The organism is Acinetobacter entericus (genome assembly GCF_026168575.1).
GTDB classification, from domain to species: Bacteria; Pseudomonadota; Gammaproteobacteria; order Pseudomonadales; family Moraxellaceae; genus Acinetobacter; species Acinetobacter bouvetii.
Map to the genome: position 1 here is coordinate 73,101 of NZ_JAPEQW010000005.1, position 15,855 is coordinate 88,955.

The window sequence follows — 15,855 nt, forward strand, 5'->3', positions numbered from 1 at the left end:
GCTTAGCCTAAAGCATTAAAAAACCTTTTGGGATTCTAGAGGCTTAGCTGTGCCGCAGTTCTTGCAAATCTATAACTAAATCTTAAGGCACTTATTCCGGAAATAATTTCCTATTTTTGCACTATAAGGATAAATGAAGAAAATATTTTCCTGTTATTTGGTTATTTTTGAAAAATATATTCTTCATTGATTTGATTTACGGCCGCTGTTCCCATCAGCGCCATTGTAATTTCAAATTCTTCTTTCAATATTTTAATGACATGCGCGACACCCAATGCGCCGGCGCTGGCCAAGCCGTAAATGGCTGGACGGCCAATCAGCACTGCAGAGGCGCCCAAAGCAATGGCTTTAAACACATCTGAGCCGCGGCGGATGCCGCCGTCATACAGCAGCGGGAAATCGGCCGGCACGGCTTTTTTGATCAGCTGCAAAGCGGTCAGCGGGGGGATGCAGGTATCTAAAACCCGCCCGCCGTGATTGGAGACAATGATGCCTTGCGCCCCGTGCTGAATCGCCAGCTTAGCGTCCTGCGGATGCAGAATGCCTTTTAAAATGACGGGCAATGAGGTCTGCTGCGCCAGCCAAGCAATGTCATCCCAGGTCGGCGCGATTTTCATCAGGCCCTTAAAAACAGGATGATCGCCTTGTTTGAGTGCGGGCAGGGGAATGTGCGCAGGCGTATGCGGATGCTGCATGCCTTCAGGCAGATGGAAAAAGACGCTGCGTTCACGGTCGCGGATGCCGGTGTGCGGTGAATCTACTGTCATCACAATGGCTTTAAAATTCTGCGCTTCCGCCAGCTGGACCAAGGCCCGTGATTTTTCCCGATCACCTTGCCAATACAGCTGAAACCATTTGTAAGGGTTTTCAGCTTTCAGTGCGCGCATATCGGTATTGCTGAAATTGCTCAGCACCATATTGCTGCCCAGCACTTCAGCGGCCAGCGCGCAAGCTGCTTCTGCATCGGGATGGAACTGCTGCTGATGGCCAATCGGCGCTAAGAAAATTGGATGCGGAAAGGTTTGCCCTAGAATTTTGCATTCCGTGCCGCCTTGCGTTAAGTCTCGAAGCATGCGCGGCCATAAATGGATGTGCGCAAATTGATCTAAGTTATTGCGCACACTGGCTTCATTCATTGCACCGCCTTGCAGATACTGCCAGACCATATCCGGCAAATGTTTCTGCGCTTCCTGTTCATAGTCGGCAATGGTTTGCAGGTAAGGCGGAATTTGATTCAGCGGCGGGAGAATGGTAGTCTGGTTCATAGGTCAGCCCATTGGCGCAATAAGTTATGATAATGGCTGGTCAAATTGACGGTTTCTTCGCAGTCGCCCAATTTTTGACGCAGCTGAATAATGGTCATATCTAAATTAAACAGCATGGAACGCTGCCAGTCATCTTTCACCATGCTTTGAATCCAAGTAAATGATGCGATGCGCGCGCCTTGCGTGACCGGTTCAACGCGGTGCAGGCTGGTGGCCGGGTAAACAATGGCATCGCCGGCATCCAGCTTGACTTCATGCGCGCCGTAAGTGTCTTCAATCACCAGTTCTCCGCCTTCGTATTCATCGGGTTCTGACAGGAATATGGTCATGGAGACATCGGTCCGCACGGCTTTATTCTTTTCTGCATAGAAGTGAACAGCATTGTCGACATGATTGCCATAATGCCCTGTGTCCTGATAGCAGTTGAAAAGCGGCGGCAGGATGTCCTTGGGCAAGGCAAAGGATTGAATCAGGGCGCTGTGCTTAATCTGCTGCAGGATAAACTGATTCAGTTCCTGATACAGCGGACTGTCTAAATTGATCTGCAGGTTATTCTTAATCTGCTGCGCCTGGCCGCCGGCGGTCTTTTTGCCGGATACCCACTGGTTATCCTGTTCCATGGCTTGGCGGATAGATTGGACTTGTTCTTTGCTAAGGACATTCGGAACATGGAGCAGCATAGCAGTGGCCTGATGGATAAATTGCGTGTGATATAAGCATAAATAAAAAAAGCCCTAATACAAGATTAAGGCCTTTTTTTATTCTTCTTGACTTAGAATTTAAAGTTGAACGTTAAGCGGTAATTGCGTTCAGCGCCAGCAATATAGCGCAAGCCGCCGCGGTTAATGCTGGAAATGTAGTCTTCATCAAACAGGTTGTTGATGTTCAGCTGGATGCCGACATTTGGGGTGGCTTGATAACCGATCATTGAATCAAAAACCCAATAGTCTGGAATCACTGAAGGCCCAACTGTATTGCCGTCTTTGCTTTTGGTCATTTCGCCATTATAGCGTGCGCCGCTGCCAATGCTCCATTTGTCCATGCTGTAGGTTGTCCACATTGTGAATGCATCAGATGGCGTAAATGGCATATTGCTTGAACCATCTGCAGAAACCAATTGGCTGCTGGCCGCTTGAGTTACATTTTTGATGTCTGTTTTTTGATGGGTATAGCCGGCAGTGACTTGCCAATGGTCATTTAAGCTGCCGATCACGCCGAGTTCAACGCCTTTAACGGTCTTTTCACCGGTCTGGTAATAGAGTTCGCCGTCTTTTTCCAGTTCATTCGTCAGCTCAGTTTGGAAAAGCGCACCTGTCAACAGCAAGCGGCTGTCAAAGAACTCCCATTTTGCGCCCACTTCGACAGTATTGATTTCTTGCGGATCGAGTTCTAAGTTGTTATTGCTGCTGGCAGATCCTGACGGTGCAAAAACGTTTGCATTGCCAATGCCGTCACCGCCGGTAATTGTGCCAGGAGCCTGCTGCTGAACTGCATAGTTGGCATACAGGCTGCCGTTCGGCATTGGCTTGTAAAGCGCGCCGACTTTCCAGTTAAATAGATTGCCGTCATCTTTTAGGTTAACCGCTTCATATTTTGCCGGCTGGCCTGATGCTGCTGTATTCACAAAAGAATCAGAATCAAGTTTATAGCGGTCTAAGCGGATGCCGCCATTTACTGAAAATTTCGGTGAAATTGCAATGGTGTCAAAGGCAAAGATAGAATAAGTATCCATCTGGCCTTCAGAATCACCATTGCCGTTGGTGTTGCGGACGAGCGCGGTATGTACGGTGCCTTGCGGGTTATACAGTGAGTTTGTTCCAGTGACAGTCGCCGTCCAGCCTCGGGTTTTCATTTCTTCACGAGTAAATTCAACCCCTGTACTGACATCATGTTTGAGCCGGCCCGTGTTGAAGCTTGTGACTAAGCTGGTTTGATTCGTGATGATTTCATTTTCAGTATCGCCGTTGTTCGCGCTGCCTGAAACACGCATGGCGGATGCATCATTCGGATCTGCAGGATTGGTCGTGGTGTACGCATTGCCTGAGAAGGTGCTTAGGTACTGGTGCTCGGTTTTACCCCAGCGCGCGGTATTGGCCAGCTTGGTTTTTTCGGAGATATCATATTCAATACGGGCGGTTGCCATATCTGCGGAAACATCATCAAAGTCTTCCGGAGCGCCATAGTAATTGGACGTATCCACTTTATGGCTGTTCAGATAATTGGCTAAACTTTTAATCGCTGCATTAGTGCTTTTATTGGCATCAAAACCGGGAAGGCTCACAGTCGGGATGCCGCCATCCAGCTTGTTGTCCTGTTCGGTATGTAAATAATCTAAAAATACCCGCAAGTCTGTGCCTAAGCCAAAGCCTAAAGAAGAGGCGATGGCCCATTTTTTATTTTCCACGCCGTCACGGCCAATGCCGTCGGAGTTTTCCCCCATCGCATTCAAGCGGATGGCCGTGGTTTCATTAATTTTTTTATTCAGGTCTGCAGTTGCACGGTAGTAATCATCTGAACCAAAGCCTAGAGTTGCACTGTTTGAATCTTCAAGATTTGCATGTTTAGTTGAAAGGTTGATAGAACCGGATGCAGCCGTACGGCCATTATCGGTGCCGGCAGGGCCTTTAAATACTTCGATTTGCTCATAGTTGAACATATCCCGCGTCACGTTGCCCAGGTCACGCACGCCGTCAATAAAAATACTGTTGGCCGTGTCAAAACCGCGCATAGTGACGGCATCACCCGTATTCATTCGGCCATTTTCACCCAAAGAAAAAGTGCCTACACCGGGAACGTTGCGCAATGCTTCAGTCAGAGTGGTGGCATTTTGTTCTTTTAATACTTTTTCAGGAATAATGGCAACAGTTTGCGTCGTATTCAGAACAGGCTGAGTGAACTTAGCCGAGCTTAACGTATCTTTTTTATAAGCGTTGTCAGCGGCAGCTTCCACCTGAATGGTTGGAAGGCGCGTTGACTGCTGTTCTGAGTCAGCGGCATGCGCAGTCAGCGGCAATGTTGCTGCCAGAGCAACGAGAGATACAGTTTTACTGTGTTTGCGGCTTTTAATCTGTGCCATGGTGAAGTCCTGAAATCGTAAGGAAAGAACCATTGCTGCATCGATGTTCACAACTCCATGAAGCAACAATGGATGAATTGTTATGGCCTGTAACAATTGTGAGTGAATTCTATTGATAATAGTTATCATTAACAATATTAAAATCATTTATTTTTATTCGAAAAAAATGTTTAAATAAAGAAAGGCTATTTGTAAAAACAATTAAAAAAAGCCTGTTTGGTGATGATTTTTATCGGTTTTTTACTAAAAGATAAATTTTTTTGAAAGTGTTTGGCTTTCTCGGAAAGCAGAAGGGAGGATTTCTTTATTTCTGTGCGCCGTTTTTTTCGGCAAGCTGGAGCTTTAAAGCTGCACAGCAAAACGCTGCGCATAAAAATAGCCTCGATGAAGAGGCTATTTAAAAGAACTCCCATAATTAATTATGGGATCCAGCTTTGATTAGTATTTGAAGTTCACAGACAATACTGCGTTGCGGCCTTCAGCTTCAGTTGCATAGTGAGATGCATAAGCTTTAGTAAAGTAGCGCTCATCAGATAAGTTGTTCACATTTAACTGTAAATCAACGTTTTTGTTCACGTTATAGCGCGCCATAGCGTCGTAGCGAACATAGCCTGGTACCCATTTGGTATTGGCTAAATCACCATAGACTTTGTCCATGGCAATCGCGCCAGCGCCCAACGTTAATTGAGGCATTACTTGATACGTCGTCCACAGTGTTGCAGAGTTTTTCGCAACGTTCGGCATTACATTGCCGTTATAAACAGTTTGGTCTGTACATGTCGTACCGCGGCAGCTGACACCGTTTTTAGTGGATTCGCTGTCAAGGTACGTATAGCCTGCAGAAACTGCCCATTTGTCAGTAATATTGCCGTTTAAGCCCAGTTCAAAACCGTCAACTTTGCTTGCGCCGCCATTGGTTGTAGTGTTTGCATCAAGTGAGATGCGGGTATTTTGCTTTTCTGTACGGAAAATCGCTGCGGTTAAGTTTAATTTGTCGTTAAACAAATCCCACTTTGTACCAATCTCAAATGTACGGCTTTCTTCAGGATCTAGATCCTTGTTGACAGCAGTAACAGCTGTTTCAGAACCATCACCGGCATCGACACCCACGGGATTGGCTGAAGTTGCGAAACTTGCATAAATGCTGCCATTTTCTGCCGGTTTAAAGGTTAAGCCTGCTTGATAAGAGAAAAAGTCCGTATCGCTTTCAATTTTAGCGCCTGTGGCATTGGTTTTTAATTCAGTTTCGAACTTATCCCAACGCAGACCCAAATCTAATAGCCATTGCGGATTAAATTCAATGCTGTCTAATAGATAAACTGAAGTGGTTTGAGCAGTTGTCGTTGTTATCGCCTTGTTTGCTGCAATACTGCCTAGCCATTTGTCTTTTGAATTTGGATTTGTAGAAGAAGTACACCATGCATCATTTATAGCACAGTTGCTATTGAAGCCTGTTGTAGTAGTGCCTGCATAGCCAGGGTATGAAATGTTATAGCTGCCTTTATCAGATTCTTGATCTGAATATTCAGCACCTGCATTAAAGCTGTGTTTGATTGAACCTGTATTAAATTTGCCCGTTAAAGCCAATTGGTCAGTAAAAGTATTGGTATCTGTAATCCGTGAGTTCACACGGCGCCAGACTTTATCATTTGCAATGTTGCCTTTTGAGTCGTCTGGCTGCGTCCATAAATAATCATTTTTAGAGTTGCTGTAAACCGCAGTATTGCTGATGGTTAAGTTGTCAGCAAGGTCATGTTCAAGCTTGATTGTGCCAATTTGGTTTTCCTGCTTCTGGAAATCACGGTCTAACAAACCATAATAAACGCCTTGTTTTACATCCAGCGGTTTACCGGCAGCTTTGCCGTCTGTCCAATAAGGAACACCTGAATCAGGGGTATCATCAGATTTTAGGTAGTAGTAGCTTAAAGTTGCGCGGGTCGGAGTGTCTAGACCAAAAGTAATGCTTGGCGCAATACCAACGCGGGCATATTCAGCGCCGTCAGCTTGGCCGGCTTTTTCATTGTGGTGGCCCATGATTGCAACACGGGCAGCAATGCCGTTGCCAAAATCTTTGTTGCCGTCTAGCGTAATGCGCTGATAGTTATCTGTGCCTGCGCCAACAGAGCCTTCCAAGAAGTCGCCTTTTTTAGCCACTTTAGAAATCATGTTGATACTGCCGCCAGCACTACCAGCACCGCCTAAAGCAGAAGCAGAGCCTTTGGTGACTTCAACTTGCTCTACTGCAAACATTTCACGGTTTTGCGAAGATGCACTGCGGATACCGTCCACATACATTGAGCTTTCAGAGCTGTAGCCGCGGATAAATGGACGGTCGCCATTCGGGTTGCCGCCTTCACCTGCGCCCAGGGTAATGCCCGGCACAGTACGTAAAGCATCGCTCAGAGTCGTGACTTGAGTATCTTCAATCAGCTGCTTAGAAATCACCGAAACAGATTTTGGTGTATCCAATAAAGGAGCAACATATTTTGCGTTTGCAGATTTGTCTACTTTTAAGCTTTGTTGTTGTTCAGCTGCAACTTCTTGATTAATTGTCGGAAGCTGAGTGACTTGTTCCTGAGCGAATGCATTGACTGCAATCATAGACAGTGATGAAGCAATCGCAGAGGATACAATTTTCTTACGTGTTTTGATGAAGGCCATTTCAAACCTGAGGATGCGTTGTGAATTTGTATGCGAATAATAATAATTCTTATTATGTATTGCATCTTTATGACATTGTAATTGTCAATCAATGTGTTGATATTAAATGTTAAAATTAATGATTCTAATGATGGAAAAATAATAAACAGCTGTTTTTACTTGAAATATTTTATTTAAAAGGAGGCGCGGCGCTAAAAAGTATTCAGCATTTAATCCGATAGCCGTAAGGATTGTGCAGGGTTGATGGATTATTTGTTTCGCTTTGTTGCTGATTGCCGGCGGCAGCGGCAATGCAGAACAGGCAAAATCAGAATTTCAGCGCCGCCATTTGATGCACCGTTTTAAAACTCCAAACAAGATGAATAAGATGAGCCGCAGCGCAGTCCGCGTATGAATTTCAAGGCTTGTGCCAGTGCAGAAAAAATATAAGAAAAATAGGTGCTATAATGCTATTTTGTATATCTTTAAATGTTGTCATATAATATGGCACTTTTTTTAAAACTGTTTATTAACAAAATATCGAGGAAGCCATGCAAGTAACTTCTGAAGCGGTTTCGGGCGTTGCCCGTCGTTTAAATGTATCTGTACCGACGAGCCGTATTAACGAGCAATTTGAAGCTCGTTTGAAACGCACTGCCAAAACTGTGAAGATCAACGGCTTCCGTCCAGGCAAAGTGCCTGTAAACGTTGTCCGCCGTGAATACGGTGCGGGCATCTATCAAGAAGTTGTCAACGACATCATCCGCGACACAGTATTCGAAGCAATTCAGCAAGAAAAAATCAATGCTGTCGGCATGCCGAACATTGACTCAACTGAAATGAAAGATGATGCTTTAGTTTATCAAGCAACTGTTGAAGTTTATCCAGAAGTTGACGTTAAATTCGAAGGCTTGGAAGTTGAACGCAAATCAGCTGAAGTGAATGACAAAGACGTTGATCAAATGATCGAAAACCTTCAAAAGCAGCGCGCTTCTTGGGCTGAAACAAAAGGCATGGCTAAAAAAGACATGCAGGTAACTTTTGATTTTGAAGGTTCTGTTGACGGCGAAAAATTTGAAGGCGGTTCTGCAGAAGACTTTAAACTTGTTTTAGGTTCTGGCCGCATGATCCCGGGCTTCGAAGACGGCATCGTTGGCATGAAGAAAGGCGAAGAGAAAGTTATTGATGTAACTTTCCCTGAAGATTACCAAGCTGAAAACTTGGCGGGTAAATCTGCGCAATTCAAAATTACTGTGAAGCTTGTTGAAAAACAAAAACTTCCAGAAATTGATGCTGAATTCTTAAAAGTTTTCGGTTTGACTGAAGAAGAAGGCATCGAAAAATTAAAAGCTGACGTTCGCAAAAACATGGAACGTGAAGTGAAAAACGGCCTGCGCAATCAAGTGAAAGGCGCTGCTTTCGATGCGCTTGTCGCTGCAAACGAAGTTGAACTTCCAGAAGCAATGCTGGCTCAAGAAATTGACCGTCAGCGTCAGCAAATGATTCAGCAGTTCACGCAGCAGTTTGGTGCTCAAGGCGCTAAAGCATTTGACAGCAGCATGCTTCCAGATGATCTGTTCAAAGAACAAGCTGAAAAATCAGTTAAGCTGGGCGTATTGGTCAGCAAAGTATTGGCTGATGCTAAACTTGAAGTTGATCAGGCGCGTGTTGATGCGTATATCGAAGACATGGCGTCTTCTTACGAAGATCCTCAAGAAGTTATTGAATACTTCAACAACGATAAACAGCAGCGCGCTCAAATCGAATCAGTCATTTTAGAAGACCATGTTGTCGATCATATTTTGGCGTCTGCTAAAGTAACTGACACTACTGTTAGCTATGAAGACTTATTGAAAGAGCAGCAAGCTCGTCAGCAAGGCTAATTCTTAGCTTAGTAAAAAAAGGCGCTTTCGGCGCCTTTTTTTATCGGTGCGGCATAATAAAAAATTGTCCTGAATTCACAAAGCTTATGCAAAAAATATCTGTTATTTACTTGGGAACCTTTTGCAATTTCAGCAAATATCCCTCATATTGTGAATTATGGGTTGAGTCACAAAAAATTTAGGAATAAATAAACGTATGTATGTTCCAACAATTGAAAACGCGCTAGTGCCGATGGTGGTAGAGCAATCTTCTCGCGGCGAGCGTTCTTTTGATATTTATTCACGCCTTTTGCGTGAACGCGTCATTTTCTTAACCGGTGAAGTTGAAGACAACATGGCGAACTTAATTGTTGCGCAAATGCTGTTTTTAGAAGCCGAAAACCCAGATAAAGATATTCATCTCTATATCAACTCACCAGGCGGTTCAGTAACTGCCGGTATGGCAATTTACGATACCATGCAGTTTATTAAGCCAGATGTTGTGACTTACTGCATGGGCCAAGCGGCATCAATGGGCGCTTTCCTGCTGAATGCCGGCGCGAAAGGCAAGCGCTATTGCCTTGAAAATGCCCGCGTGATGATTCACCAGCCTTTGGGCGGTTTCCGCGGCCAGGCATCGGATATTGAAATCCATGCGCGCGAAATCCTGTTCATTAAAGAGCGCTTAAACCGCTTAATGGCGGAACACAGCGGTCAAGACTTTGAACGTGTGGCAAAAGATACCGACCGTGACAACTTTATGACTGCGCAGCAGGCAAAAGATTACGGTCTTGTGGACGAAGTTTTATCTAAACGTCCATAAGTTTTAAAGATTTATATATTGGAGTGAATATGTCCGAACATCCTCAAGGACAAAAGCATTGTTCATTTTGCGGTAAAACGCAGTCTGAAGTCGGGAAACTGATTGCAGGTGAGGACGCGTACATCTGTAATGAATGTGTGGACGTATGCCTAGACTTGGTGCAAACCAGCCAGCAAGTTGAATCCAGCGACTGGGCAACCCGCCCATTGCCAAAACCGCATGAAATCCGCGCGGCGCTTGACCAGTATGTGATTGGCCAAGACGTTGCGAAGAAAACACTTTCGGTTGCGGTGTATAACCATTACAAGCGTTTAAAAGTCAGTACCAGCGGTAAAAAACCGGAAGACGGTGTTGAGATTTCAAAAAGCAACATCATGCTGGTGGGGCCGACAGGTTCAGGTAAAACCTTGCTGGCTCAAACACTTGCGCGTCTCTTAGATGTTCCGTTCGCCATGGCGGATGCAACTACGCTTACCGAAGCGGGCTATGTGGGTGAAGATGTTGAGAACATTGTTCAAAAACTCCTTCAAAAAGCGGATTACGATGTAGAAAAAGCGCAAAAGGGCATTATCTATATCGATGAAATTGACAAAATTACCCGCAAATCAGAAAACCCGTCGATTACCCGTGATGTATCGGGTGAAGGCGTGCAGCAAGCTTTGCTGAAAATGATTGAAGGCACGGTTGCATCAATTCCGCCGCAGGGCGGCCGCAAGCATCCGCAGCAGGAATTCATTCAAATTGATACGTCTAATATCCTATTTATCTGCGGCGGCGCATTCTCTGGCCTAGAGAAAATTGTGCAGCAGCGTCAGGAAAAAGGCGGTATTGGCTTTACTGCTGAAGTGCGCAAGAAAGACGAGACGAAAAAACTGTCTGACTTGTTCCGTCAGGTTGAAGCGACTGATTTGGTGAAATTTGGCTTAATCCCAGAGTTCATTGGCCGTTTGCCGGTGATTGCAACCTTGGATGAGCTGGATGAAGATGCTTTGATGCAGATTCTGACTGAGCCGAAAAATGCGTTAACCCGTCAGTATGAATACCTGTTCAGCATGGAAAATGTGGACTTGGTCTTTGAAAAAGATGCTTTGCGCGCAGTCGCGAAGAAAGCACTGGACCGCAATACGGGTGCACGTGGCTTACGGTCTATTTTAGAAAATTCACTGCTGGAAACTATGTACGATTTACCTAGCCGTACAGATGTCGGTACAGTTGTTGTGACTGAAGCGGCGATTAATGGTGAGGCGAAACCTGAGTTTAAAGCAGAGCGCCAGCCTAAAGAACAAAATGAAGAAACCGCGTCAAAAGCAGATTTGAAAGTGATTGATTCAAAATCTGCATAAAACCGCATTTCGTCAGAAACGCGCGCAAATCTAAGATTTGCGCGCGTTTTTTATTTCCAAAAATAAAGCTGAATGTTAATCTCAGCTAGATGGCTGGGATGGCCAGCAGTTTGAAATTTAAAACAATGATTGAAAATAAGAAAAGACGCAGTGAGGGATAGTCATGCGTGGTGTATGTATTGCAATATTGAGCAGCATGATGCTGCTGGGCTGTCATGGAAAATCATCTCTTGAACAGGAGCCGCATTTGGCTTCTACATTGAAGGATGTCAAGTTTGAGCATGAGCCGGGCATTATGGAACAGTACCGCATAGGGGCTTTTACGATTGGCGGCTGGGTCAATCAAACGCAGGGCAGTCATTTTCAGCCTGTTCAGCCGCAGCATGAACAGGCCGCATTGGTGTATTTGTACCGTCCTGACAGCAAATGGAACAGGCAGGAAATAGTCGCCAGCAGCCTGTTTTTGAACAGTGAGCGCATTCCTAGCCTGCTGAATAATCATTATTATTGGGTTGAATTGCCGGCAGGCCGATACCGTTTATCCAGCAGCCGCCCTTTAGGGATTAACCATTTTCAAAAGCCGAAATATTTGGATTTTACCGTAGAAGCCGGCCAGTCTTATTTTCTGAAATATGATGAAGAAAATCTAACTACAAGGCATGCCGTGTCCGGGCCTTTGATCTTGATGCCTGATGCTGTGGGCAGAAATGAGATTGCGTTTACTGAGATGAAATCGGCCAGCTACAACTTTGTTGCAGAAAATCAGCAGAACGGAAAGATGCGAAGAAGCGCGCAGAAAATCAAGCGCACCAAGTATGATCCTTCGACGGATGTGCAGCTGGTGAAGCCGTTTAAGCTTTGGAATCCGCTGACCTGGTGATTTGAGAAAGAGAAGGAGCTCTGCTCTTTCTTTTTCTTTAAGAAGAGCTTGATTGACTTGTTCGCTCAATTTTTGATTTTCTAGCCGGCGGTAATTCTTGCACGGATACTCTAGCGTTTTGAATCAAACGGGCCTGACGCTTTTCATGTTTCCGTTGAATGAAAAGCACCTAATTGTTGTTAAATAGCTTATAACCGGTTGGATTTTTTTTGCTGTAACGGTTTAAGCATTAATTGGTTCGATTTCTTTTAGCCTCTTGGGTGTTCTCAATGCGTGGTTATGGGTTCTTTTAGAATTTGATGGATTTTAAAACGGCAAGTTCTTTCTTTGATGTGGTCAGCTGAGTTTTTTAAGCCTGCATCTGGGCATGTTTTCTGCTTGCTGATCTAGGAAAGATTGCATTGAATTCTCTTTATAATGCAGTTTGCCTATCAGCGAATGTTCATCATTTTTTAACTGGCCTAATTTCTCTGTTGATGCAGAAGCTGTTTTTAAGATAGTTTTTAAGCAGCAAGCGAAGATAGTTCTTTGGGTATGCATCGATAGCGTGAAGGCTGTTATTTGAAATTCATCGCTTTAATTGAGCAGATTTTGCGCGGGGCATAGCAAAATGCACGGGGCTGTTTTCTCGGAGCATTTAATTGCTTAGCAGCAGCGGCAGGAGAATGCTGGCAAGCTTTTCATTCAAGCTTTGCTGGCTGTCATTCAGAATGGCGGCGTTCAGCGTCATGGTTTCATGCAGAATGCTGTTCAACAAGCCGGTGCTTTTTTATCGATAGATTGCCCCATTGGCGTGCTCAAAAAAGCGATATAGGCTTGAGCTTCTCCTTCGGTGAATGCCTTCTGAAAATTTTTGCAGATCATGTGTAAAAATTGCGGATCACTGACAATAGATTCATTGGTCGCCTGAATTTGAGCGCCACATTTTTTTGCTGCTGATTCAGTGTAGAGACCGCTAGATTGGCTTTGAGAATGTCTTCAGCCTGTGTGTCAAAGATCGGGTGCATATCGCGGCTGGACTGTATAATCATGCTGTTTAAGTTGGATAATTCAATTAAGCGGTTTAATGTGGTCTTGTACTGGCTGGGCAAGCGCTGCTGGGCTGAGCAGCGGCAGGCAGCTGAAGAAAAGGGCACGGCTTTGAAAATAAAATTTCATATGATTTTCGCTATTTATTTTTAAGGCTGCTTTCTGGCATATTTTTATTGAGTAGAAAATTTTATCAGGTCTTTAAATTGGCACACAGAATTAAACGACATAATGTAAAAAAGCACCCGTTTGGGTGCTTTTTTATGCCTGGCTGTTTAGCCTGCAGCAGCATCAACTACTGGAATTTTACCGATTTTCGCTTGCCAGATTTTTGGCGCAGTGGCGTGAATAGACGTACCGTTGACATCTACAGCAACCGATACAGGCATGTCTTTCACGACAAATTTGTAGATTGCTTCCATGCCTAAATCAGCAAACGCAACCACTTCAGCTTCACGGATCGCTTTAGATACTAAGTATGCAGCGCCGCCGACAGCCATCAGGTAAGTCGCTTTATTGTCTTTAATGGCTTCAACCGCTGCAGGGCCGCGGTCCGCTTTGCCAATCATGCCGTAAAGGCCTGTTGCTTCAAGCACTTGACGTGTGAATTTGTCCATGCGTGTTGCAGTTGTCGGACCCGCAGGTCCAACTACTTCATCACCTACAGGATCAACTGGGCCGACGTAGTAAATGAACTTGCCTTTAAGATCTACAGGAAGTTCTTCACCATTGTTCAGCATGTCTACCATGCGTTTGTGCGCAGCATCACGGCCGGTATAAATTGTGCCGTTAAGAAGCAAAGTGTCGCCTGGCTGCCAAGCGTTCATTTCTTCCTGAGTGAGGCTGTCTAAATCAACACGTTTAGATGTTGAAGAATCCCAAGTTACTTCCGGGTAGTCTTCAAGTTTTGGCGCCATAATGTGGGCAATACCAGAACCATCAAGTGTGAAGTGTGCATGACGAGTTGCAGCGCAGTTTGGAATCATACCAACAGGTTTGCCTGCAGCGTGACATGGGTAATCTTTGATTTTGATGTCTAGAACTGTGGTTAAACCGCCTAGACCTTGAGCGCCAATACCAAGCGCATTTACTTTTTCGAAGATTTCGATACGGAGTTCTTCAAGTTTGCTTTGCGGGCCGCGGCGAAGAAGTTCGTCCATGTCCAGCTCTTCCATCAATGCTTCTTTCGCAAGCATCATGGCTTTTTCTGCTGTGCCGCCGATACCGATACCCAGCATACCTGGTGGACACCAGCCTGCACCCATTGTTGGTACAGTTTTCAGTACCCAATCCACGATTGAGTCTGATGGATTGAGCATGGCCAGTTTAGATTTGTTTTCTGAACCGCCGCCCTTAGCCGCTACAGTGATGTCTACTTTGTTGCCTGGAACAAGCTTGTGATAGATCACAGCAGGGGTGTTGTCTTTGGTGTTTTTACGGCCAAAAGCAGGGTCTGCAAGTACAGATGCGCGCAGGATATTTGAGTTTTCTAAGTAGCCTTGGCGTACACCTTCGTTAATCGCGTCGTCTAAGCTCATCGTTAAATCAAATTTAACGTCCATGCCCACTTCAACGAATACGTTGACGATACCGGTATCTTGACAGATCGGACGGTGTCCTTCTGCACACATACGCGAGTTAATTAAGATTTGCGCAATCGCATCTTTTGCGGCTTTGTTTTCTTCACGGTCATACGCGCGGCTCATCGCTTGGATAAAGTCTTGCGGGTGATAGTAAGAAATAAACTGAAGCGCATCTTTTACCGATGTGATCAAGTCATCTTGCTTGATAATAGTTGTCATACAAATATCTCTTGAGCGGGCTGATAGCTAGCGGGCTAAATTATAAGGCAAAATGCACAGGTTGTGGGCGTTTTGCGCGGGCTTTGGGCGAAAGTTTAATATCTGTGCAGCCGTATGGCGGCGCAGCGGCAGCAACTGCTTCAAATACGGCACTTCATGATCGTCTTTCATGAAACCTAGGCGGTGAATGCACAGGAAATAATGTGTTTATTTTAAATAAGTATTTGATATTTATTGTAAATTTAAATTAATGGAATGTTTTGTATTTGTCACATAACTGTCATAAAAATTTCGCATAATTGTCACAACTCAAACAGCAGGTCATTCAGATGACAATAAGCAGTGTGTTGATGGTTGTCGGCTTTTCAATTTATATTGCCGCAACGTGGATATATGGACAGAAAGAAGATCAGGCATAACGCTTTTATCTTCTTTTTTTATGCCTGAAATTTCTTAACTTTAACAATAAAAAATCTCTTTACTCTTATACTGATTTTAAACATGCATAGATCTTTAATATGGACAATCAGTCTCAGCTTGCCAGCAATATTATCGAAATTTATAAAAAACATGGCCGTGCATGGACAGCATTGCGCGGGCAGCATCTATACGAAAAAGGCTGGCTGGATCAGTTTTTAGCATTGCTGCCGCAACAGGCAGAAATTTTAGATTTAGGCTGCGGTTCAGGCAAACCGATTGCAGATTATTTAATTCAGCAAGGGCATTGCATCATGGGTGTAGACAGCTCAGACGTGATGATTGAGATGGCGCGGCAGAACTTTCCTGCGCATATATGGCATTTGGCGGATATGCGCGCTGTGCAATTGGATCGGGTATTTCAGGGTGTTTTGGCGTGGGACAGCTTCTTTCACTTAACGCCGGATGATCAGCGTCAGATGTTCACGCAATTTGCAGAATGTTCTGCCAAAGGAACTGTGCTGATGTTTACGAGCGGCCCAGCAGCCGGCGAGGCCATTGGTGAGATGTTTGGCGACGCTTTATACCATGCCAGTTTGTCTCAGGATGAGTATAGGGACTTATTGGCAGCGCATGGTTTTGAAGTGCTGAAGATGGTGGCGGAAGATGCTGATTGTGCTGGGCATACGGTGTGGCTGGCGCGGAAGATTTAATGGGT

The 15,855-nt window shown here is 44.8% G+C and carries 14 protein-coding genes; 6 read left to right on the forward strand and 8 right to left on the reverse strand.

The window, feature by feature from the left end; genetic code table 11:
* Nucleotides 1–161: 161 nt before the first annotated feature.
* From OKC24_RS05705 to OKC24_RS05720, 4 genes are all read right to left on the reverse strand, one after another.
* Nucleotides 162–1,265, reverse strand: coding sequence for an alpha-hydroxy acid oxidase (locus tag OKC24_RS05705; protein WP_265464874.1), 1,104 nt, complete (start codon nucleotides 1,263–1,265; stop codon nucleotides 162–164).
* Nucleotides 1,262–1,945, reverse strand: a complete 684-nt coding sequence (locus OKC24_RS05710; RefSeq protein ID WP_130143703.1) for a Fe2+-dependent dioxygenase — start codon at nucleotides 1,943–1,945, stop codon at nucleotides 1,262–1,264. The genes OKC24_RS05705 and OKC24_RS05710 overlap by 4 nt, the downstream gene beginning before the upstream one ends.
* A gap of 92 nt (nucleotides 1,946–2,037) precedes the next feature.
* Nucleotides 2,038–4,341, reverse strand: coding sequence for a catecholate siderophore receptor Fiu (locus OKC24_RS05715; protein ID WP_131276192.1), 2,304 nt, complete (start codon nucleotides 4,339–4,341; stop codon nucleotides 2,038–2,040).
* Nucleotides 4,342–4,779: 438 nt separating this feature from the next.
* Nucleotides 4,780–7,002, reverse strand: a complete 2,223-nt coding sequence (locus OKC24_RS05720; RefSeq protein ID WP_131276191.1) for a TonB-dependent receptor — start codon at nucleotides 7,000–7,002, stop codon at nucleotides 4,780–4,782.
* Nucleotides 7,003–7,264: 262 nt separating this feature from the next.
* Between OKC24_RS05720 and OKC24_RS05725 the strand changes: the two genes are divergently transcribed.
* From OKC24_RS05725 to OKC24_RS05745, 5 genes are all read left to right on the forward strand, one after another.
* Complete coding sequence (locus OKC24_RS05725; RefSeq protein WP_265464875.1) at nucleotides 7,265–7,396, forward strand: hypothetical protein; 132 nt, start codon at nucleotides 7,265–7,267, stop codon at nucleotides 7,394–7,396.
* 136 nt (nucleotides 7,397–7,532) lie between these two features.
* Nucleotides 7,533–8,864 (forward strand): trigger factor, encoded by a 1,332-nt coding sequence (tig, locus tag OKC24_RS05730; RefSeq protein ID WP_265464876.1) that lies wholly within the window; start codon nucleotides 7,533–7,535, stop codon nucleotides 8,862–8,864.
* Between the two features lie 196 nt (nucleotides 8,865–9,060).
* A complete protein-coding gene (gene clpP, locus OKC24_RS05735; RefSeq protein ID WP_005007362.1) occupies nucleotides 9,061–9,666 on the forward strand; it encodes an ATP-dependent Clp endopeptidase proteolytic subunit ClpP in 606 nt (201 codons plus the stop codon).
* A 29-nt stretch (nucleotides 9,667–9,695) separates the two neighbouring features.
* Entirely contained in the window at nucleotides 9,696–11,009 is a 1,314-nt protein-coding gene (gene clpX, locus OKC24_RS05740; RefSeq protein WP_005007363.1) for an ATP-dependent protease ATP-binding subunit ClpX, read from the forward strand.
* A 163-nt stretch (nucleotides 11,010–11,172) separates the two neighbouring features.
* Complete coding sequence (locus OKC24_RS05745) at nucleotides 11,173–11,889, forward strand: DUF2846 domain-containing protein (protein ID WP_130143699.1); 717 nt, start codon at nucleotides 11,173–11,175, stop codon at nucleotides 11,887–11,889.
* Between the two features lie 750 nt (nucleotides 11,890–12,639).
* On the opposite strand, the gene OKC24_RS05750 is transcribed toward OKC24_RS05745, so the two are convergent.
* The 4 genes from OKC24_RS05750 to OKC24_RS05765 form a co-directional block, all read right to left on the reverse strand.
* Complete coding sequence (locus tag OKC24_RS05750; protein ID WP_228257528.1) at nucleotides 12,640–12,753, reverse strand: DUF2059 domain-containing protein; 114 nt, start codon at nucleotides 12,751–12,753, stop codon at nucleotides 12,640–12,642.
* Nucleotides 12,750–13,025 carry a hypothetical protein gene (locus tag OKC24_RS05755; RefSeq protein ID WP_228257527.1) on the reverse strand — a complete coding sequence of 92 codons (276 nt, stop codon included), beginning with the start codon at nucleotides 13,023–13,025 and terminating at the stop codon, nucleotides 12,750–12,752. Before OKC24_RS05755 ends, OKC24_RS05750 begins: the two co-directional genes overlap by 4 nt.
* 168 nt (nucleotides 13,026–13,193) lie before the next feature.
* A complete protein-coding gene (locus tag OKC24_RS05760) occupies nucleotides 13,194–14,720 on the reverse strand; it encodes a fumarate hydratase (RefSeq protein ID WP_130143698.1) in 1,527 nt (508 codons plus the stop codon).
* Nucleotides 14,721–14,747: 27 nt separating this feature from the next.
* Entirely contained in the window at nucleotides 14,748–14,891 is a 144-nt protein-coding gene (locus tag OKC24_RS05765; RefSeq protein ID WP_165381088.1) for a hypothetical protein, read from the reverse strand.
* 347 nt (nucleotides 14,892–15,238) lie between these two features.
* Between OKC24_RS05765 and OKC24_RS05770 the strand changes: the two genes are divergently transcribed.
* Nucleotides 15,239–15,850 (forward strand): class I SAM-dependent DNA methyltransferase, encoded by a 612-nt coding sequence (locus tag OKC24_RS05770; protein WP_130143697.1) that lies wholly within the window; start codon nucleotides 15,239–15,241, stop codon nucleotides 15,848–15,850.
* The last annotated feature ends 5 nt before the right edge of the window (nucleotides 15,851–15,855 follow it).